The following is a 20,676-nucleotide window of genomic DNA, read 5'->3' as shown; positions in this document are numbered from 1 at the left end:
AGAGATGCCGCAGTGCTCGAAACAGAAATTAAAATTCTGAGCGGTTTCGGCGGGGTTAACGTAATTAACTTTATTGGGGGTTTACGGTAATATGAAAATACAAGTTCATGTTTCCGATGTTAAAGTTGGAATGTTCATTCATGATATATGCGCCAATTGGATGGATTACCCTTTCTGGAGTGGGCCTTCCGCTATAAATTCGTCCGATGACTTAAAAAAGCTAAAAAACTGCGGCATAAAATATGTGTGGATAGATCCGTCCAAGGGCCTCGGCGCCGAATCATGCAACGAAGTGTTAACCCAGGAAGACGAAAATCGGAAAATAAGCAGTGTACTGCATGATGCGATGGTGGTTACCCATCAATCCGGGAGGTGCGTAAACCTGAACGAAGAACTGGACAGTGCGCGTAAAATACTCGCCAATGCCAGGAAACAGGTGGTCACCATGTTTCACGAAGCGCGCATGGGGAAAGCGCTTCAGGTCGACGGCGCCATGACGGTGGTGGATGAAGTCAATCGGTCCATTACGCGTAATTCGAATGCGCTGTTAAGTCTGGTACGGCTGAAAAACAAAAACGATTACACCTATATGCATTCTGTAGCAGTTTGCGCATTGATGATAGCTCTGGGAAAGCAATTGGGCATAGAAGGAGAACAGTTGCAGCTTTTGGGTATGGCCGGATTATTCCACGATATAGGCAAGGCGATGATTCCGGCAGCCGTGCTGAATAAACCCGGCAAACTGACGGATGAAGAGTTTGCCATCATTAAGAAGCACCCTACGCTGGGCTGGAAAATCCTAAAGAAATTACCCGATTTTCACGACGTGATATTGGACGTAGCCTTGCACCATCATGAAAGAATTGATGGCGCGGGATATCCCGGCAGGCGACAAGGGGAGGCCTTGACGCTGGCGGCCCGCATGGCCGCGGTTTGCGACGTTTATGACGCCATAACCTCCGCCCGTTGCTATAAGAATGCATGGGAGCCTGCCGAAGCTATTCGTAAAATGGCTTCCTGGCAGTGCGGAAACTTCGACCTACAAGTGTTTCATGCATTCGTCAAGACCGTGGGAATTTATCCTGTCGGCACCTTGGTCAAATTAAAATCCGGCCGCATGGCTGTTGTCATTGAACAAACGGAAAAAAGCCTGATCACGCCGATAGTGAAAGCTTTCTTTTCCGTAACGAGCAAAATGTTTATTACTCCCGAAATACTTAATCTCGATAAGTTGCGCGACAGTATAGAATCGATCGAAGCTCCAGATAAATGGGGATTCAATTTACAAACCGTTATCGAAACGCTTAATTAATGTCATATTTGCTACAGGTGCTGGGTATTTGTGCCGGGAGGCGGTCGGGAAACCGCTGAATAATTGCTGTCACACGGACCGGAGTTCGCTACCGTTTTTTCCCTGCACTTATTCTGACATGGCCGGATAAATCCTTATATCCTGAAACGTCCATAAAATTGGCTTTTGCCAGTAATGCTTGAACGTCTGGGCCTTGCTTATAACCATGTTCCAGCAACAGCCAGCCTGCGTGGTTCATACTGCCGGGCGTGTCTCTGATGATCTGACGTATGGCATCCAGGCCATCCGCACCTGAAACCAGAGCCTTCTGCGGTTCGAAACGGACATCGCCATGATTGAGATGTCTGTCGGCGGCAGCGATGTAGGGCGGGTTGCTGACGACGATGTCCAACGGCGTTTGCTCTTTAAGCGGTTGCAGCCAGTTTCCTTGCAGGAATGCAAGGTTGCGCGCACCCAGTCGCTCGGCGTTGTGTCGTGCGACGGCAAGCGCGTCCGGGCAGTTATCGACGGCGTAGACTTGCGCATCGGGTAGTTCCAGCGCCAGGGTGACGGCGATCGCGCCGCTTCCGGTTCCAAGGTCGGCGATGCGTAGCGGACGGATAGGACAGGCCGTGGCGAGTTGCAAGGCCATTTCGACCAGTAGTTCGGTTTCGGGGCGCGGAATCAGCGTGGCTGCGGTTACCAGAAAATCGCGCGACCAGAATTCGCGCCTCCCGGTCAGATAGGCGATGGGGGTGCCGGTGCGGCGCTGTGCCAGCAGTTCGTGGAAACGGGCGATTATGGGTGCGTCGAGTTCGGCATCTGGCCAGGTCATGAACCAGGTGCGGTTTTTGCCGGTAACATGGCTTAACAACACTTCCGCGTCCAGGCGCGGGCTGTCGCTGCTGGTGGTGAGTAGTTGTGCTGCGGAGTTGAGCAGGGTTTTAATCATGCGGTTGCGCTTTGGTATTCTTTGCTGCGTAGTGAGTGAAGCCAGAGAATCTTGCAGGGAACTTGCTTCACCCCAGGCCCCTCCTTGGGAGAGAGCGGATAATAAAACAGTTGGTTGCAAGGCAGTGTAAATACGCATACCCGGCGGGAGAGGGCGAAAAGCAAAGCCTGCGCCTTCAGCTGGCGGGAAATAAACTGACTTTTGTGCGGTTATTCGTCGCCCAATTGCGCCAGCAGGTCGGCCTGATGCTCGTGTATCAACGGCTCGATGACCGGGTCGAGATCGCCGGTCATGATGCTGTCCAGTTTGTACAGCGTCAGGTTGATACGGTGATCGGTCAACCGGCCTTGCGGGAAGTTGTAGGTGCGTATGCGTTCGGAGCGGTCGCCACTGCCTACCTGCAGCTTGCGTTCGGCCGCGACTTCGGCGTCCTGTTTTTGCTGTTCGGCGTCGAGTATGCGCGATTTCAGCAGCGACATCGCGCGCGCGCGGTTTTTGTGCTGGGAGCGCTCGTCCTGGCATTCCACGACAATGCCGGTAGGCAAATGCGTCAATCGTATCGCCGATTCGGTACGGTTGACGTGCTGACCGCCAGCGCCCGAGGCGCGATAAGTGTCGACGCGCAGATCGGTGGGGTTGATGTCGATGTCGATTTCCTCGACTTCGGGCAGTATCGCGACGGTGCAGGCGGAGGTGTGTATGCGTCCTTGCGCTTCGGTTTCCGGCACGCGCTGCACGCGATGGGTGCCGGCCTCGAATTTGAGGCGCGAATACACGTCCTGACCGCTGATGCGCAGCACGACCTCCTTGTAGCCGCCGAGCTCTCCTTCGCTTTCGCTGACGATTTCGGCTTTCCAGCCGCAGTTTTCGGTATAGCGCGTATACATGCGGCACAGGTCGCCGGCAAACAGCGCAGCCTCAGCGCCGCCGGTTCCGGCCCGGACTTCGAGGAAGATGTTGCGCTCGTCGTTCGGGTCCTTGGGGAGCAGCAGCAACTGGAGTTCCAGGGTAAGCGCTTCCTGCTGTTTTTGAGCTTCGCTTTGCTCGTCACGCGCCATAGCGCGTACTTCGAGGTCGGGGTCTTTCAGCAGGGTCTCGGCGTAACTTATCGCCGCTTCGGCTGCCTGGTAACGGCGAAAGCAGGCGATCACCGGGTCGAGCTGGGCGTATTCCCTGCTTAATGCCCGGAAACGGTTCTGATCGTTTTGTACCTCGGGTTCCGCCAGCAGTACGGTGATTTCTTCAAAGCGTTCGGTCAGGTTGTCGAGTTTGCGTTGTATGGACGGTTTCACGTTTCTTCGGTGCTGTCTTTTAGTTGGAACAGTTCGCGTGCGGCGCTGATCAGTTCATGGCGTTCGTCCACGCCCGCCTGCTTGATTTGTATGCACGGGAGATGAGTCAGTTTGTTGGTTAATGCGTGAGCCAGAAACTGCAGGGCGTCTTCCGGCGGTCTGCCGTTTTTGAGCGTGCGCAGAGCGGCTTCCAGCGCTTGCTCGCGGATTTGTCCGGCGTGGTTGCGCAAGTCCTTGAGCGTTGAGGTAACGCTCTGGGCTCTGATCCAGGCCAAAAAATGCTCGACTTCGGTGTCGATAATTTCTTCCGCCTGTTTGGCGGCTTCCTGGCGCGAACGCAGATTTTCTTCTATGGTTTCGCGCAGATCGTCCACCGTATACAGGTAAACGTCCTGGAGTTGCGCCACTTCCGGTTCGATGTCGCGCGGAACGGCCAGATCCACCATGAAGATGGGTTTGTGTTTGCGTATCTTGATCGCGCTTTCCACGCTGCCCTTGCCCAGTATCGGCAGTTGACTGGCGGTGGATGTGACGATGATATCGGCTTTTGCCAGATGCTCGGGCAGCTCGTGCAATGAGATCGCAAAACCTTCGAATTGCGCGGCCAGCGTATGTGCCCGCTCGTAGGTGCGGTTGGCGACGATGATTTCTCCGATGCCGTGTTCATGCAGATGGCGGGCGGTGAGTTCTATGGTTTCCCCCGCGCCGATCAGGATTGCGGTTTGTTCGCCCAGGTTTTCGAAAATGCGGCGCGCCAGACGCACGGCGGCAAAAGCGACCGACACCGCGCTTGAACCGATGGCGGTGTCGGTTCTTACCTTTTTAGCAGCAGAAAAGGTATGCTGGAACAGTTTTCCCAGTACCGTACCCAGGGTTCCGGCTTCTGTTGCATGCTGATAAGCCGTTTTCATTTGACCCAAAATTTGCGGCTCGCCGAGGATCATGGAATCCAGCCCGCAGGCAACGCGAAACATATGGCGTATACTGGCTCTGTCGGAATGCGCGTACAGGTAGGGGCGCAGATCGGTTTGCCGCAGATGCTGTTCTTCCGCCAGCCAGTCGATCAAAGGGTCGTAGCTGGAAATTTCGGCGCCGCAATAAATTTCGGTTCTGTTGCAGGTGGAAAGAATTGCCGCCTCGCTAACCTCTGGGATTTCAATCAGCGCTCGCAGTGCGTCGCCCACCCGTTCGCCGGAAAAAACGAGTCTTTCGCGCACGGAAACAGGCGCGCTGTTGTGGTTCAAGCCGAGGGCCAGAATGGTCATGAAGATATTTCTGTTTTGATTCGGGCTATAATCCCGTAACAAGGCCGGATGTGCATAGTGCGAATCATACTCTATTGTGAGACTGACTGCTTGTGATGCATCTGAAAAGACGCCCCAATATGCTGTTCTTCGCCAGCTAAAGGCGGGAGCGCGCGCTTCATGTTCGCCTTGATCCTGGACGGGGCGGCGTGTTCAGTATCAGGCTATATTATTTTTTCAATTTATTTGAGAGGCGCAGTATCCGTGATATCCGTGATGAAACGCATAGCGGGATTGATTTGTCTGAGTGGAGCTGGATTGCTGGCCTGTATGAGTCAGGACGCTTTGCGGCCATCGGATTTCGAGCAGACGATGACTATCGAGAGCAAGGCTGCGAATGAAGGGGAGGCCAGGGACGCTCAGCTTGTCTATCTACTGTTGTCGGCGGAAATGGCCGGCCAGCGGGGTCAGCCAGCGGTTGCGCTCGATAACTATCTCAAGGCCGCTGAATTAAGTCACGATCCCCGCATCGCGGCGCGCGCGGTTCAGGTAGCGTTGTTTGTCAAGGATAACGGCAAATTGCAGCAAGCCGTCGCATTATGGCGCAGCCGCGATCCCGGCAGCCCCGACGCACGGCGCTTGTCTGTCCTGCTTGAGTTGAAAGCCGGGCATATGGATGCGGCGCGCGAGCAATTGGCCGCTTTGCTGTCCATGTCCGAGGTCAACCTCGATAGCACCTTGTTCGACTTGATCAAGCTGCTGGATGCGGAAGTGCCGCAGGAGCAGGCATTTGCGTTGATGTCTGGATTGTCGCAGCAGTTCCCTGACAGTGCGGAGGTGCATCTCGCCTATGCCGCGCTGGCCGGCAGCAAGGGTAAGCTGGATGTCGCGCTGAACGAGATCGAAAGAACTTTACAGTTGCATCCCGACTGGGGACGGGCGCGCCTGCTGCAGGCTCAGGTCATGGCGCAGATGGGGAATGAGGCAGCAGCGGGCAGCGCGCTGACCAAGGCGCTGAAGGCTGACCCGGGCAATTTGCGATTACACTTGTTTTATGCGCAGTTTTTGGCCAGAAAGGGCGATTTGAAGGAGGCCGAGAAAGAGCTGACGCGGATTCTGGCGAAAAATCCGGGCGATGAGGACGCGTTATTTACGCGCGCCTTGATCTGGCTGGAGTCCGGTGCACTGGGCAAGGCGCGACAGAGCTTGCTTCCGCTGGTCAAGTCAGCTCAGTGGAAGGATCAGGCCTTTTTTTATCTGGGCTTGGCGGATGCGCGCCAAAACAGGCTGCAGGGCGCCCTTGATTGGTTTGATCGCGTCGAAAGCGGCTCCAAGCTTTTCGAAGCGCGTGTCAGTGCGGTGACGGCGGTTATGAAGCTGGGGGATGCGCAGGAAGCCCGGCAACGATTGATACGTTTGCGCAAAGAATTTCCGTCCGAGTCCTTGCGTCTCTATTTGCTTGAGGCGGAATTATTGGCCGGTAGTGCCGATGTGAACGGCGCATTTGATGTTCTTACTCAGGCGTTGGAGGCCAATCCGGGACAACCTCAGCTGATGTATGCGCGCGCACTGGTTGCGGAGCAATTGGACCGGCTGGAAGTGGTGGAGGCCGATTTGCGCGCGGTTCTGGAAAAGAGTCCGGACGATGCGAATGCGCTGAATGCGCTGGGGTTTACCTTGGCTGATCGTTTTCCCGAGCGTCTGAACGAGGCAAAGGCGCTGATCGAACGCGCAAATGAAATCAGGCCCGGCGATCCGGCTATCCTCGATAGTCTGGGATGGGTTAATTATCGTATGGGCAGTTACAGCGAGGCTGTTACCCATTTGCGGCAGGCTTTTGCGCTGATGTCCGACCCTGAAATCGGCGCGCACCTGGGTGAGGCGTTATGGGAATCCGGGCAGCGCCGGGAAGCTCAGAAAGTATGGGCTCTGGTGTTGAAAAAAGCGCCCCGTCATGAAGCGGTCAAGTCGGTTATGTTGCGCTATCCCGAAGCATTCAATGGTAGATAGGCGCGTGAATATGACGGTGCTTCTTGCGCTGCGGAGTTGGCTGCTATTGGCGCTGTGCCTGGTCGGCGCCTGCGCGATCCGCTTTCCGGTCATGGTAGGCGAAAAGCCCGTGCCGCCTGTAACGGCGGATTGCCGGGTTTGCGCAGTCGAGGTGTGGACTTTGGAGGGGCGCGTAGCGGTGCAGAGCGGGCAGGATGGGTGGAACGCCAATTTACATTGGGAGCACGATCATGCTCAGGATCGCGTGCGTATTTCCGGTCCATTCAGTCAGGGGGCGGTGTCGGTCGTTCTGCAGGACGATCTGATCTATATCAATGAAGGTAACGGTAAAACCGAGATTTCACGCGATCCGGACTCCGCCTTGCGTGAACGCGTCGGTTTTCCTGTGCCGCTACGTTCTTTGCGTTACTGGCTGCTGGGCGTTCCGGCGCAGCAACAGGAATCTGCCGTGACGACCGGAGAAGGGTTTGTACAGCAGGGTTGGACCTTGAGTTACAGTGGCGCTTATCAGGCTGACGGTTTTTCACTGCCGGCCAGGACGGTGGCGAACAATGAGCATGCCAGGCTGAAGCTGGTGGTCGATAGCTGGGCGGTTGGAAAATAATGTTTATTATAAGTATTCAGTATGATCGCTGAATGAGGAGGCGCGGTAAAACAGGCGGGATCTTCTGCGTCCCCGTAGTGGGAGCAGAGAGCTTGCTCTGGCAAATCTCGTCCGGCTTGCCTCGCTAACGACTTCATCGGTTCGCTTTATAAGCTCACGCTGAATGCTTGCTTTTGTTTTAGGTTGATACATGAATGATTCTTCTCTGCGCTTGCCGGCTCCGGCAAAGCTCAATTTAATGCTGCGTATCGTCGGGCGCAGGCCGGACGGTTATCATCTACTGCAGACCGTGTTCCAGTTTATCGACTTATGCGACTGGATTACCCTGACTCCGCGTCAGGACGGCGTGATTCGGCGTGTCAATCCGCTGCCGGGCGTGCCGGAAGATTCCGATTTGGCAGTCCGGGCAGCCAGGGCTTTGCGCGATGCATGCGGTAACCCGTTGCTGGGAGTTGATATCGATCTGGAAAAAAATCTGCCCATGGGCGGCGGCGTCGGCGGGGGGAGTTCGGATGCCGCCACCGTATTGCTGGGGCTTAACCAGCTGTGGCGGCTGCACTTCGGTCTTGACGAAATTGCCGCGCTTGGTTTGAATCTTGGCGCCGACGTACCGGTGTTTGTTCGGGGTTTTTCGGCCTGGGGTGAGGGTGTGGGCGAACATTTGACGGCCTTGCCCGATTTGCCCGAACCTTGGTATGTAGTGCTTGCGCCTCATTGTCAGGTTGCTACCGGCGCGATATTTGGCGCACCCGGATTGACACGGGATAATAAACCGATCACAATGGTCGAATTTTTGAGGGGCAATGAAGAAAATCATTGTCTGCCTGTGGTGACGGAACGCTATCCGCTGGTGAAGGAGGCGCTTTTCAACCTGGAGCTGGTTTGCGGCGGTTCGCGGTTGACGGGTACCGGAGCTTGCGTTTTTGCGGTGCTGGAGTATGAACACGACGCACGGCATGCGGCTGAGCAGCTTGCAGCGGGCGAGTGGCAGGTTTTTGTGGCGAAGGGCAGCAATATTTCGCCGTTGCATAACAGGCTGGGTATAGAACCCGGTTGAAATCTTTTTTTGGGGTGTCGCCAAGCGGTAAGGCACGGGGTTTTGATCCCCGCATACCCAGGTTCGAATCCTGGCACCCCAGCCATATTTATGTTTAATTGAAAGTACCGGCAATTATTCGTCCGCGATAGAGCCTCCAAGAGAGTGATTGCATGATAGATTCGTCCTTCATGGTGTTTTCGGGAAACGCCAACCTTGCCTTGGCCGAGGGCATCGTTCATAAACTCAATATGCGTTTGGGAATGGCCAGCGTTGGTCGCTTCAGCGATGGCGAGATTGCCGTTGAAATCGAAGAAAATGTACGCGGGAGGGAGGTTTTTATAGTTCAGCCGACCTGCGCGCCCATCAACGAGAATCTGGTCGAGTTGCTGATCATGATAGACGCTTTCCGGCGTTCGTCGGCCTCGCTGATTACGGCGGTGATTCCTTACTACGGTTATTCGCGCCAGGATCGCCGCACGCGTTCGGCTCGCGTGCCTATTTCCGCGAAGCTGGTAGCGAAACTGATAACCAGTGCAGGTGCGGATCGCGTGTTGACTGTGGATTTGCATGCGGATCAGATTCAGGGGTTTTTTGATGTGCCGGTCGATAACGTCTATGCGTCCCCCATTCTGTTGGGGGATGTCTGGCGTCAGCAATACCAGAATTTGATGGTGGTTTCGCCTGATGTGGGTGGCGTTGTCAGGGCGAGAGCACTGGCGAAGCGTCTTGATGATGCCGATCTGGCAATTATCGATAAGCGCCGCCCGCGCGCCAATGAATCCAAGGTAATGAATATTATTGGCGACGTTCGTGGGCGTACCTGTGTCATGGTGGACGATATTGTTGATACCGCGGGTACGCTGTGTAAAGCGGCTTTGGCATTAAAGGAGCATGGTGCGATAAAGGTGGTTGCCTATTGTACGCATGCCGTGCTGTCCGGATCTGCTCTTCAAAATATAAAATCTTCGGTGCTGGATGAGCTGGTCGTGACCGATACCATCCCATTACGCCCCGACGCTGCGGCGTGCGAACGCATACGCGTTTTGAGCGCGGCGGAGATGCTGGCCGAAACTATACGGCGTATTGCCGTGGGCGAGTCGGTAAGTTCATTGTACGTTGATTAGATAGTGCTTTTGTTTTGTTAACCTGCTTAGAGTATTTGGAGAATAAAGATGGTAGGCAGTTTTGAGTTTGATGCGGAATTGAGAACAGGATCCGGTAAGGGTGATGCGCGCCGTACGCGGCGGACAGGCAAGGTGCCGGCAATTGTTTATGGCGGCGGTGCCGATCCGCTTAAGTTGAACCTGAGTCATAATCAGGTGGTGAAGCGTCTTGGCAACGACGCGGTGTACTCGCATATACTGAGTCTGAAGTTTGACGGCAAACAGGAGCGCGTTATTCTTAAAGCGCTGGAGCGGCATCCGAGTCGTCCGATTATCATGCATATGGATTTTTTGCGCGTAAGCGAAAAGGATAAGCTGCGCGTTCATGTTCCATTGCACTTTATCAATCAGGATATCGCCGTGGGTGTCAAGCGCAGTGGCGGTGTGGTGGCGCATGGCATGGCGGAGGTTGAGGTTGAGTGTCTGCCTCAGCATCTGCCCGAGTTTATCGCGGTTGATTTGGCTGATCTGGATATAGGCGACGCGATTCATCTTTCCGGTTTGAAGCTGCCGCCAGGTGTGGAAGTTCCCGAGTTGCAGCACGGCGCAGATCATGACCAACTGGTGGCCGCCATTCATGCGCCGCGCACTTCCGACGCTGCCGAGTAAAGCGAATTTGATTTTAGTACAGGTGTGTCCTGTAATTTCAGATTAATTGCCGGTCTCGGTAATCCGACGCCGCAATATGCTCGAACCCGGCATAATGCCGGGTTTTGGGTTCTGGATGAAATAGCTGCGCGCACAGGCGCATCGTTTTCTGCCGATGCGCGGACTCGGGGTGCGGTTGCGCGCATTGATGTGCAGGGCGAAGCGGTCTATCTATTGAAGCCCATGCAATTCATGAATCGTAGTGGTGGCGCGGTTGCTGCGCTGTCACGTTTCTACCGGATAGATTGTGAGCAGATACTGGTTGTGCACGATGAGCTGGATTTCGCGCCCGGCACGCTCAGGCTGAAGCGCGGCGGAGGGCATGGCGGACACAATGGTCTGCGCGATATTATCGCCAGCCTCGGGTCGGCAGATTTTTGGCGGCTGAGAATCGGTATTGGCCACCCTCGGGAGCGCACAGCCGTCGCTGGCTATGTGCTGACGCCTCCCGGTCCGGGAGACTCGGTTTTGCTGGAAAGTGCTGTTGTGCGTGCGTTCGGCTTATTTCCGGATCTTGTCACCGGTAAGCTGGATCGGGTAATAAGTGAAATGCACACGGTCGCTTAGGGGGTGGTCAGGATAATGTCTATTTTGTGCTGTAAAAAGCTTGACTGAGTAAATTATCTGGTAGATAATGAAGGACTGATTTTAAGGAGGGGTTCCCGAGCGGTCAAAGGGATCAGACTGTAAATCTGACGGCTCTGCCTTCGAAGGTTCGAATCCTTCCCCCTCCACCATGATTTAGAATGCGGGTGTAGTTCAACGGTAGAACCTCAGCCTTCCAAGCTGATGGCGTGGGTTCGATTCCCATCACCCGCTCCAGTTGCGCCCATATAGCTCAGTCGGTAGAGCACTTCCTTGGTAAGGAAGAGGTCACCGGTTCAAGTCCGGTTATGGGCTCCATATTTTATAAATGAAGTTTCATTCAGTTATTTTGAGAGGAATGGCGGATGTCAAAAGAGAAGTTTTCGCGTACCAAGCCGCATGTAAACGTAGGAACGATCGGTCACGTCGATCACGGCAAGACTACGCTGACGGCAGCGCTGACCAAGGTAATGGCCGGGCTGCACGGTGGCGAGTTCAAGGCTTACGATCAGATCGACGCGGCTCCTGAAGAGCGGGCTCGCGGCATTACCATTGCAACCGCGCATGTTGAGTACGAATCGACACAACGTCATTACGCTCATGTGGACTGTCCGGGTCATGCTGACTATGTAAAGAACATGATTACCGGTGCGGCGCAGATGGATGGCGCGATTCTGGTTTGCTCGGCTGCCGACGGCCCTATGCCGCAGACTCGCGAGCATATTCTCCTTGCTCGTCAGGTGGGTGTTCCCTATATCGTGGTCTTCCTGAACAAGGCTGATATGGTCGACGACGCCGAGTTGATCGAGCTGGTTGAAATGGAGGTGCGCGAACTGCTTAGCAAGTACGACTTTCCGGGCGATGATACACCTATTATCATCGGGTCAGCGCTGAAGGCGCTGGAAGGCGATCAAAGCGACATCGGCGTGCCGGCTGTTATCAAATTGGTTGAAGCGATGGATAGCTATATTCCGTTGCCCGAGCGTCCGATCGATAAGCCATTCCTGATGCCAATCGAAGATGTGTTCTCTATCTCAGGTCGCGGCACCGTGGTCACCGGCCGCGTTGAGCGCGGCAAGGTCAAGGTAGGCGAGGAAGTAGAGATAGTCGGTCTTAAGGCAACGGTAAAAACCACATGCACCGGCGTCGAAATGTTCCGTAAATTGCTTGATGAAGGTCTGGCTGGAGATAACGTAGGCGTATTGCTGCGTGGCACCAAGCGCGAGGATGTGGAGCGTGGTCAGGTGCTGGCGAAACCGGGTACGATCAAACCGCACGCCCATTTCGAAGCGGAAATCTATGTATTGTCGAAGGATGAAGGCGGCCGCCATACTCCGTTTTTCAGTAACTACCGCCCGCAGTTCTATTTCCGTACCACGGACGTAACCGGTGCGGTCAGCCTTCCTGAGGGTGTGGAAATGGTTATGCCGGGAGACAATATAAAGATCAATGTGAAGTTGATAGCGCCTATCGCAATGGAGGATGGTTTGCGTTTCGCGATACGCGAAGGTGGGCGCACTGTCGGCGCCGGCGTGGTCTCCAAGATTCTCGAGTAAAAAAGTGTAAGTATTAACGGAGTTGAACGGCGCTGTGTATGCAGTGCCGGGACTCGCGTGCAGGTATAGGTCAGTAGCTCAATTGGTAGAGTTCCGGTCTCCAAAACCGGCGGTTGGGGGTTCGAGCCCCTCCTGGCCTGCCATTTTCACCTCGCAAGACTGAATAGTCTCGTCAATAGCCGCAGAGTGCGTCGATGTCAGATCAACAACAACCGGGTAAGTCGTCGGTAATCGATACTTTAAAACTGATACTTTCCATCAGTTTGCTTGTGGCAGGGATTGCAGGATTTTACTATTTCTCAGCTTATCCGACGCTTTATAGAGTACTCGGTATTCTGGTTATCGGTGGCGTATCGGTAGGTATAGTGCTGACTACCGCCATAGGCAGGCTTACAGCATCCTACCTTAAGGAATCGCGCCAGGAAGTAAGGAAAGTTATCTGGCCCACGCGCCAGGAAACGATGCAATCGACCCTGGTTGTGGTGGCGCTGGTTTTTGTCGTCGGGCTTATCCTTTGGTTGCTGGATATGGTGTTGTTTTGGGGTGTCGGTCTGTTGACCGGACAGAGGGTTTGAAATGGGGTTACGTTGGTACGTTATTCAGGCGTTTTCGAATTTTGAAAATCAGGTAAAGAAAACACTTGAGGAAAGGATAGTCAGGGACGGTATGGAAGACTATTTCGGCAAAGTGCTTGTGCCTACCGAAGAAGTTGTGGAAATGCGTAACGGCCAACAACGCAAAAGCGAAAGAAAATTCTTTCCAGGCTATGTTCTGGTGCAGATGGAAGAGATTCCGAAACCAGCTGAACAGTTGGAAGAACATAGAAAAATGCTGCATTTCCTCAGGGATATTCCCAGAGTGCTCGGCTTTATCGGCGGTACTACGGATCATCCTCGCAGCATTACGGATGTGGAAGCCGATACGATATTGAATCGAGTCGAAACCGGCACCAGCCGACCGCGGCCCAAGGTGCTGTTCGAAGCGGGAGAAGTTGTCCGTGTTGTCGATGGGCCGTTCAAGGACTTTAACGGCGTAGTCGAAGAGGTCGCCTACGAAAAAAGCAAACTGCGTATATCCGTGCTTATATTCGGGCGTGCAACGCCTGTCGAGCTGGATTTCGGTCAGGTGGAGAAGGGATAAGGTTTTGCCTTCCTGCTGCGGGTGACTATTGTCTGTCGCAAATAAAGAGATTTTCGATTTTATTACATGGTTGAATAAGGGGAGCCTGATTGCTCAGGCGCTAAACCCACGGGAGTTGAAATGGCAAAAAAGATAACTGCATATATCAAGTTGCAGGTGAAGGCGGGCGAGGCAAATCCGAGTCCACCGGTCGGACCGGCATTAGGCCAGCGCGGGGTGAACATCATGGAGTTCTGTAAAGCGTTCAACGCGCAAACACAGAATGTGGAAAAGGGTCTGCCTCTGCCTGTCGTGATTACAGTATACAGCGACAAAAGCTTCACTTTTATTACAAAAACACCACCGGCTTCCATACTGCTGAAAAAGGCGGCAGGACTTAAAAGCGGCAGCAGCAATCCCAATACCAACAAGGTAGGCAAGGTAACGCGCGATCAGCTGGCGGAAATTGCCAAGGCAAAAGAACCTGATCTTACTGCTGCGAACCTGGATGCGGCAATTCGCACCATAGCGGGTAGCGCGCGTAGCATGGGATTGGAAGTGGAGGGTGTGTAATGGCCAAAGTAACGAAAAGACTTAAGGAAATCAGTGAAAAAGTCGAGGCCGGTAAGGTTTACGAGGTGACCGAAGCCTTGTCTCTATTGAAGTCGCTGTCGAAAATAAAGTTTGTCGAGTCGGTCGATGTGGCGGTAAATCTGGGTGTTGATCCCAGAAAGTCCGATCAGGCGGTACGCGGTGCCACCGTTCTGCCGCGTGGTACCGGGAAAACCGTGCGGGTTGCGGTTTTCGCTCAGGGGCCGGCAGCCGATGCGGCGACAGCCGCAGGTGCCGATATCGTCGGTATGGATGATCTGGCGGCGCAAATCAAAGCCGGACAGATGGATTTCGATGTCGTTGTCGCTGCGCCGGACGCGATGCGCGTGGTAGGACAGCTCGGCCAGATCCTTGGTCCACGCGGTTTGATGCCCAATCCGAAAGTCGGTACAGTGACGCCCGATGTTGCTTCGGCAGTGAAAAATGCCAAAGCAGGGCAGGTGCGCTACAGAACTGATAAGAAAGGCATTATCCATTGCACGATCGGTAAAGTCAGCTTTGACGAAGCCGCGCTGAAAGAAAACCTCGAAGCGTTATTGGTCGACCTTAAAAAGTTGAAGCCGAGTACCTCCAAAGGTATTTATCTGAAAAAAGTAACGGTTTCCTCAACCATGGGTCCCGGCATTTCGGTCGATCACAGTGGGTTGGCTGTTTAATTGGCTCTAGCCCGAGTTTGCCCTCCCTCCGGTAGGATAGGAGGGAAGGCTCAACCGCTGCTGTAACAAGATAAAACGTAACTATCAAGCGGGCCAGCTGGAAATGAAGAGAGGCGAGACCTGCTAAGGTTCGGATGGATGGAGAGGGCTTCCAGGGCGGAATCGCAGCGTGGTTAATGCCGCCCGATACGCTTCCGCGCTTGTCCCGACGGGCTTGCCTCATACCGAGTGTTTCGGTTACGGCTCAACGGCAGTTACGGAATAGTTACGATAAGGTTTTAATAAACCGAATGCGCTTTTCCCGGAGACTACTCTCTACCGAAGGGGATAGGGTTCCCGAAGCCAACAACACTGGTGAGATGATAAGGGGAGCGATTTAAAAACTTTGGGTCGCCGGCTTGTTGCCGTCGACCGTCAAAGACCGCAGGCGCATCCGTAACAAGGTGCTTAATCATGCCCGCGCAGACGGTATACCCTAGCCCTGTTAGTGGCGAAGGAGCCGTTAGTGCTCTGGACGATTCCGGAGATTGGCTCTGAGTGAATAAAAACATTCAGAATTTTGTAAGATGGAGGTGACTGTGGCATTGCGAATAGATGACAAGAAAGCTGTCGTCGCTGAAGTTGCTGCTATTGCCGCTCAAGCCCATTCCGCAGTTGCTGCGGAGTATCGTGGTTTGACAGTCTCGGAGCTCACCGAGCTTCGGAAGACCGCACGCGCATCCGGCGTGTATCTTCGCGTTGTCAAGAACACCTTGGCGCGCAAGGCTGTCGAAGGGACCGAGTTCGCCTGCATGCAGGATGGTTTGGTCGGACCGCTATTGCTGGCTTTTTCTCTGGAAGATCCGGGTTCCGCCGCGCGCGTTATCGGCGCATTTGCCAAAACTCACGACAAGCTGGTAACCAAGCTTGTTGCGGTTGGCGGTAAACAGTACGGCGCATCCGAACTCGAAAGGCTGTCGAAACTGCCGACAAGAGATGAAGCAATTGCGATATTGATGGGTACTATGAAGGCACCAATCGAAAAATTTGTAAGGACGCTTGCCGAACCGCACGCGAAACTGACAAGAACGATTGCAGCAATACGAGACCAGAAACAAGCGGCATAAAGCCTGCTTGGTTGATTTAGAATTTTGGAGTTAATAATGGCTATTTCAAAAGACGATATACTGGAAGCAATTTCCAATATGACAGTGCTGGAAGTCGTTGATCTGATTTCAGCGATGGAAGAAAAGTTTGGTGTTTCCGCTGCAGCCGCCGTTGCTGTTGCGGCTCCGGCCGCGGCCGCTGCACCTGCCGCGGAAGAAAAGACCGAGTTTGACGTGGTATTGACCAGCTTTGGCGCCAACAAGGTTAACGTGATCAAGGTTGTGCGCGAAGTAACCGGGCTGGGCCTCAAAGAGGCGAAAGACCTTGTAGAGGGCGTGCCTTCTACCGTCAAGGAAGCAATCAGCAAGGCCGACGCGGACGCGCTGAAGAAGAAGTTGGAAGAGGCTGGCGCAGCTGTTGACATCAAGTAAGTTGGGTAAAACCAAGTACTTAGTAGATAGACCCATTGGCCGGTAGCTGCTGCTGCCGGCCTTTTGGCGTTACACTTACGATGCATACGGTCGGGGGTCTGCATCAATCAGAATATAAAGCTCCAGCATCCTTAGGATGTCCAGGCTACGCGACAACGGCTTTAATTGCGGGCCGGGATGTGTCGCAAATACTCCGCAGTATCCAGTTCAGGCAAATTTAGTGGGTAAGGAACCAAAAATGGCATATTCTTTCACTGAGAAAAAGCGAATTCGTAAAAGTTTTGGCAAGCGTCAGGACGTTCTCGAAGTACCCTATCTTTTGGCTACCCAGGTTGATTCCTATAAACGGTTTTTGCAAGCGGATACCAGGCATGTCGGCAGAGTGGACTATGGCTTGCACGCCGCGCTTACTTCCGTTTTTCCGATCGCAAGCCATACCGGGCATGCCGTGCTCGAATATGTCAGTTACCGTCTTGGCGAACCGGCCTTCGATGTAAAGGAGTGCCAGCAGCGCGGAGCGACTTATGCTGCACCGCTGCGCGTTCTGGTTCGTTTGGTCATTTACGACAAGGAGTCGCCTGCCAGCGCGAAAGTGGTTAAAGATATTCGCGAGCAGGAAGTCTACATGGGAGAAATCCCGTTGATGACGGATACCGGAACTTTTGTGATCAACGGAACCGAGCGCGTCATCGTTTCCCAGTTGCATCGCTCGCCGGGGGTTTTCTTCGATCATGATCGGGGAAAAACCCATTCATCGGGCAAGCTGCTGTTTAACGCCCGCATCATCCCCTACCGTGGTTCATGGCTGGACTTTGAGTTCGATCACAAGGATTGCGTTTACGTGCGTATCGATCGCCGTCGTAAGCTGCCTGCAACCGTTTTATTGCGTGCGCTTGGCTATGAAAACGAGCAGATTATCGAAGAGTTCTTCGATACCAATCAATTCAGTTTCGAAGGCGGGAGTATATTCCTGAATCTTGTTCCCGAGCGTTTGCGCGGCGATATCGCCAGCTTCGATCTTAGCGTCGGCGACAAGGTTGTGGTTGAGAAAGGTCAACGTATCACAGCTCGCCATATCCGGCAGATGGAAAAGGCGGGCCTGAACAAGATCGAAGTTCCGCGAGACTATCTGGCCGGCCGCATTTTGTCGCACAATCTGATCGACACCGCTTCCGGCGAGTTGCTCGGCAAGGTGAACGACGAGGTTACAGAAGATATGGTCAGCCGTATTCTGGCGGCGGGCGTGAAAAGCGTTGACGTTTTGTATGTCAATGACCTCGATCGTGGACCTTATATGTCGCATGCAATGCGCATCGATACTACGGAAAATCAGCTTGACGCGCTGGTTGAAATCTATCGCATGATGCGTCCGGGCGAACCGCCAACGCGGGAAGCGGCTCAGGCATTGTTTGAGAACCTGTTTTTTACCTCGGAGCGTTACGATCTGTCCGCGGTTGGACGCATGAAGTTCAACCGTCGTTTGGGACGCGTCGAAATCGAGGGGTCCGGGGTGTTGTCCAAGGAAGACATTATCGACGTGCTGAAGGAGCTGATCAACATCCGTAACGGTAACGGACAGGTCGACGATATCGATCATCTGGGTAATCGCCGGGTACGCTCGGTGGGTGAAATGGTCGAAAACCAGTTCCGGCTGGGCCTGGTGCGCGTTGAGCGCGCGGTTAAGGAGCGTCTGTCTCTGGCCGACTCCGAAGGGCTGATGCCGCAGGAAATCATCAATGCCAAACCGGTAGCGGCTTCGATCAAAGAGTTTTTCGGCTCCAGCCAGCTCTCGCAGTTCATGGATCAAAGCAATCCGCTTTCCGAGATTACCCACAAACGCCGCGTATCGGCGCTCGGGCCGGGTGGTCTTGCCCGTGAGCGCGCCGGCTTCGAAGTGCGCGACGTGCATACCACGCACTACGGACGCGTATGTCCGATCGAAACGCCCGAAGGTCCGAATATCGGATTGATCAATTCGCTGGCTGTCTACGCGCGCACCAATGAATACGGTTTCCTGGAGACGCCGTACCGGAAAGTGGTGGATGGGTTTGTTACGACTGAAATTGAGTACCTGTCGGCTATCGAGGAAGGCAAGTATTACATCGCGCAGGCCAGCGCCTCCATGGATGAAAACGGCCGTCTGAAGGACGATCTGGTTTCCAGCCGTTATCGCGATGAATTTACCCTGTCCACGCCGGATAAAATCAATTACATGGACGTATCGTCCAAACAGATAGTCTCAGTGGCGGCTTCGCTGGTGCCGTTCCTCGAACACGATGACGCGAACCGCGCATTGATGGGATCGAACATGCAGCGTCAGGCCGTGCCGACCTTGCGTGCGGAAAAACCGCTGGTCGGCACCGGTATGGAACGTATCGTGGCAAAGGATTCCGGCGTGGCCGTTGTTGCATTGCGCGGTGGTTTTATCGAGTCGGTCGATGCCAGTCGCATTGTCGTGCGCGTTAATAACGAAGAAACAGAAGCTGGTGTTCAAGGCGTTGATATCTATAATCTGGTTAAATACACCCGCTCGAACCAGAATACCTGCATCAATCAGCGCCCGCTGGTTAAACCGGGCGACAAGGTTGCCAAAGGCGATATCCTTGCGGACGGGCCTTCGACCGATATGGGCGAACTGGCGTTGGGGCAGAATCTGCTGGTTGCCTTCATGCCGTGGAACGGCTACAACTTCGAAGATTCCATCCTGATCTCCGAGCGTGTGGTGCAGGATGATCGCTTTACCACGATACATATCGAGGAAAAGTCCTGTGTAGCGCGCGATACCAAACTGGGGCCTGAGGAAATCACTGCGGACATACCCAATGTCGGCGAGGCGGCTCTTGCCAAGCTGGACGAATCGGGTATTGTGCATATCGGTGCCGAGGTCAAGGCCGGCGATATTCTGGTCGGCAAGGTTACGCCGAAGGGCGAAACCCAGTTGACGCCTGAAGAAAAGCTGCTGCGCGCGATTTTCGGCGAAAAGGCTTCGGACGTGAAGGATACCTCGTTGCGCGTTCCGTCAGGGATGGACGGAACCGTCATAGACGTGCAGATATTCACGCGCGACGGCGTCAAAAAGGACGCGCGCGCACAGCAGATAGAAGAAACCCAGATTGAGCATGTCAAGAAGGATCTGGCCGATCAGCTGCGTATTATCGAAAAGGATATTTTTGAGCGTATTGAACAAATCTTGCTCGGCAAGATATCACAAAGCGGTCCCGGCGGTTTGAAGTCAGGTACGGTTATCGAAAAAAACTACCTTGATGGTTTGAAACCGGCGCAGTGGCTGCAGATTCGCGTCAAGGACGAAGAGGTCAATCTCAATATCGAAGCGGCGGCGGCACAGCTGGAACAGCAGCGCGAAGAGATTAATCAGCGCCTGGAGGAAAAGCGAAAGAAAATTACCATGGGTGACGATCTCGCGCCAGGCGTGCTCAAGATGGTCAAGGTCTATCTGGCCGTTAAACGCAGAATTCAGCCGGGGGACAAAATGGCGGGCCGGCACGGCAACAAGGGTGTTGTTTCCCGCATTGTTCCGGTCGAGGATATGCCTTATACGGCAGACGGGACACCGGTCGATATCGTGCTCAACCCGCTGGGCGTTCCATCGCGTATGAATGTCGGTCAGGTGCTTGAAACACATTTGGGCTGGGCGGCTAAAGGACTGGGCCTGAAGCTTGGGAAGATGCTTGAAGCCAAGGCCAAGGTTCAGGAGCTCCGCGATTTTCTCGACACAATCTATAATCGTAGTGGACGGGTCGAAAACCTCGATGAATTTACGGATGAGGAAATTGTCGAATTGTCCTTTAATCTGCGCAAAGGCGTGCCGTTGGCGACCCCGGTTTTCGACGGTGCAACGGAAGAAGACATTAAAACCATGCTGCGTCTGGCCGACCTGCCCGAAAGCGGTCAAACCCGTCTCTACGACGGGCGTACAGGGGATTTCTTCGAGCGCGATATTACCGTCGGCTACATGTACATGCTCAAACTGAATCATCTGGTTGACGATAAGATGCATGCGCGTTCAACCGGGCCCTACAGTCTGGTAACCCAGCAGCCTTTGGGCGGCAAAGCGCAGTTCGGAGGCCAGCGCTTCGGGGAAATGGAAGTGTGGGCGTTGGAAGCCTACGGCGCTGCTTATACCCTGCAGGAAATGCTGACCGTCAAATCCGACGATGTGAACGGTAGAACCAAAATGTATAAAAACATAGTCGATGGCGATCATCGGATGGAGGCTGCGATGCCGGAGTCCTTTAACGTACTGATCAAGGAAATTCGTTCTCTGGCTATCAACATCGAGTTGGAACAGGACTAGCCGGCTTGTTGCGATATGTCCCAGGTACCCCGGTTTCCCTGTGGACCGGGGCGTTGCCAGAACAGAATATGTA

The 20,676-nt window shown here is 54.0% G+C and carries 18 protein-coding genes and 5 tRNA genes; 20 read left to right on the top strand and 3 right to left on the bottom strand.

The features are described from left to right. Nucleotides 1–91 precede the first annotated feature (91 nt). Nucleotides 92–1,312: an HD-GYP domain-containing protein gene (locus tag F6R98_RS15015; RefSeq protein WP_153249741.1), complete on the top strand. Its 1,221-nt coding sequence runs from the start codon at nucleotides 92–94 to the stop codon at nucleotides 1,310–1,312. Between the two features lie 88 nt (nucleotides 1,313–1,400). Here F6R98_RS15015 and prmC read toward each other — a convergent pair whose 3' ends face one another. The 3 genes from prmC to hemA form a co-directional block, all read right to left on the bottom strand. Next, nucleotides 1,401–2,243, bottom strand: coding sequence for a peptide chain release factor N(5)-glutamine methyltransferase (prmC, locus tag F6R98_RS15010; protein ID WP_153249740.1), 843 nt, complete (start codon nucleotides 2,241–2,243; stop codon nucleotides 1,401–1,403). Between the two features lie 209 nt (nucleotides 2,244–2,452). Continuing rightward, nucleotides 2,453–3,535 carry a peptide chain release factor 1 gene (prfA, locus tag F6R98_RS15005; protein WP_153249739.1) on the bottom strand — a complete coding sequence of 361 codons (1,083 nt, stop codon included), beginning with the start codon at nucleotides 3,533–3,535 and terminating at the stop codon, nucleotides 2,453–2,455. Then, nucleotides 3,532–4,800, bottom strand: coding sequence for a glutamyl-tRNA reductase (gene hemA / locus F6R98_RS15000; protein ID WP_153249738.1), 1,269 nt, complete (start codon nucleotides 4,798–4,800; stop codon nucleotides 3,532–3,534). The genes prfA and hemA overlap by 4 nt, the downstream gene beginning before the upstream one ends. A gap of 255 nt (nucleotides 4,801–5,055) precedes the next feature. Between hemA and F6R98_RS14995 the strand changes: the two genes are divergently transcribed. From F6R98_RS14995 to rpoB, 19 genes are all read left to right on the top strand, one after another. Next, the gene (locus tag F6R98_RS14995) at nucleotides 5,056–6,789 is read left to right on the top strand and encodes a tetratricopeptide repeat protein (RefSeq protein ID WP_194269962.1); all 1,734 of its coding nucleotides are present in this window, start codon (nucleotides 5,056–5,058) and stop codon (nucleotides 6,787–6,789) included. A gap of 10 nt (nucleotides 6,790–6,799) precedes the next feature. Next, nucleotides 6,800–7,393: a lipoprotein insertase outer membrane protein LolB gene (gene lolB, locus F6R98_RS14990; protein ID WP_153249736.1), complete on the top strand. Its 594-nt coding sequence runs from the start codon at nucleotides 6,800–6,802 to the stop codon at nucleotides 7,391–7,393. A gap of 190 nt (nucleotides 7,394–7,583) precedes the next feature. Then, the gene (ispE, locus tag F6R98_RS14985; RefSeq protein ID WP_153249735.1) at nucleotides 7,584–8,450 is read left to right on the top strand and encodes a 4-(cytidine 5'-diphospho)-2-C-methyl-D-erythritol kinase; all 867 of its coding nucleotides are present in this window, start codon (nucleotides 7,584–7,586) and stop codon (nucleotides 8,448–8,450) included. 10 nt (nucleotides 8,451–8,460) lie between these two features. Further along, nucleotides 8,461–8,535: transfer RNA gene (locus tag F6R98_RS14980), tRNA-Gln, on the top strand. A gap of 67 nt (nucleotides 8,536–8,602) precedes the next feature. Then, nucleotides 8,603–9,556 (top strand): ribose-phosphate diphosphokinase, encoded by a 954-nt coding sequence (locus F6R98_RS14975; RefSeq protein ID WP_153249734.1) that lies wholly within the window; start codon nucleotides 8,603–8,605, stop codon nucleotides 9,554–9,556. A gap of 48 nt (nucleotides 9,557–9,604) precedes the next feature. Then, nucleotides 9,605–10,204: a 50S ribosomal protein L25/general stress protein Ctc gene (locus F6R98_RS14970; RefSeq protein ID WP_153249733.1), complete on the top strand. Its 600-nt coding sequence runs from the start codon at nucleotides 9,605–9,607 to the stop codon at nucleotides 10,202–10,204. A gap of 24 nt (nucleotides 10,205–10,228) precedes the next feature. Continuing rightward, the gene (gene pth / locus F6R98_RS14965; RefSeq protein WP_153249732.1) at nucleotides 10,229–10,810 is read left to right on the top strand and encodes an aminoacyl-tRNA hydrolase; all 582 of its coding nucleotides are present in this window, start codon (nucleotides 10,229–10,231) and stop codon (nucleotides 10,808–10,810) included. 85 nt (nucleotides 10,811–10,895) lie between these two features. Further along, nucleotides 10,896–10,980, top strand: a tRNA-Tyr gene (locus F6R98_RS14960). Nucleotides 10,981–10,991: 11 nt separating this feature from the next. After that, nucleotides 10,992–11,065 (top strand) — tRNA-Gly (locus tag F6R98_RS14955). 5 nt (nucleotides 11,066–11,070) lie between these two features. Continuing rightward, a tRNA-Thr gene (locus F6R98_RS14950) sits at nucleotides 11,071–11,146 on the top strand. 47 nt (nucleotides 11,147–11,193) lie between these two features. Continuing rightward, a complete protein-coding gene (gene tuf / locus F6R98_RS14945) occupies nucleotides 11,194–12,384 on the top strand; it encodes an elongation factor Tu (protein WP_153249731.1) in 1,191 nt (396 codons plus the stop codon). Nucleotides 12,385–12,451: 67 nt separating this feature from the next. Next, nucleotides 12,452–12,527 (top strand) — tRNA-Trp (locus tag F6R98_RS14940). A 51-nt stretch (nucleotides 12,528–12,578) separates the two neighbouring features. Then, nucleotides 12,579–12,959, top strand: a complete 381-nt coding sequence (gene secE, locus F6R98_RS14935; protein WP_153249730.1) for a preprotein translocase subunit SecE — start codon at nucleotides 12,579–12,581, stop codon at nucleotides 12,957–12,959. Nucleotide 12,960: 1 nt separating this feature from the next. Then, complete coding sequence (gene nusG / locus F6R98_RS14930; protein WP_153249729.1) at nucleotides 12,961–13,524, top strand: transcription termination/antitermination protein NusG; 564 nt, start codon at nucleotides 12,961–12,963, stop codon at nucleotides 13,522–13,524. A 120-nt stretch (nucleotides 13,525–13,644) separates the two neighbouring features. After that, a complete protein-coding gene (gene rplK, locus F6R98_RS14925) occupies nucleotides 13,645–14,076 on the top strand; it encodes a 50S ribosomal protein L11 (RefSeq protein WP_153249728.1) in 432 nt (143 codons plus the stop codon). Further along, on the top strand, nucleotides 14,076–14,771 hold the full coding sequence (gene rplA, locus F6R98_RS14920; protein WP_153249727.1) for a 50S ribosomal protein L1: 696 nt from the start codon (nucleotides 14,076–14,078) through the stop codon (nucleotides 14,769–14,771). The genes rplK and rplA overlap by 1 nt, the downstream gene beginning before the upstream one ends. A gap of 578 nt (nucleotides 14,772–15,349) precedes the next feature. After that, nucleotides 15,350–15,877: a 50S ribosomal protein L10 gene (gene rplJ / locus F6R98_RS14915; RefSeq protein WP_153249726.1), complete on the top strand. Its 528-nt coding sequence runs from the start codon at nucleotides 15,350–15,352 to the stop codon at nucleotides 15,875–15,877. 36 nt (nucleotides 15,878–15,913) lie between these two features. Further along, nucleotides 15,914–16,288 carry a 50S ribosomal protein L7/L12 gene (rplL, locus tag F6R98_RS14910; RefSeq protein WP_153249725.1) on the top strand — a complete coding sequence of 125 codons (375 nt, stop codon included), beginning with the start codon at nucleotides 15,914–15,916 and terminating at the stop codon, nucleotides 16,286–16,288. A gap of 238 nt (nucleotides 16,289–16,526) precedes the next feature. After that, nucleotides 16,527–20,603, top strand: a complete 4,077-nt coding sequence (gene rpoB / locus F6R98_RS14905; protein WP_153249724.1) for a DNA-directed RNA polymerase subunit beta — start codon at nucleotides 16,527–16,529, stop codon at nucleotides 20,601–20,603. Nucleotides 20,604–20,676 lie beyond the last annotated feature (73 nt).

Origin of the sequence: Candidatus Methylospira mobilis (genome assembly GCF_009498235.1) — a bacterium.
GTDB lineage: Bacteria > Pseudomonadota > Gammaproteobacteria > Methylococcales > Methylococcaceae > Methylospira > Methylospira mobilis.
The sequence above is the reverse complement of the archived record's forward strand: the minus strand, read 5'-3'. Positions and strand labels throughout refer to the sequence as shown.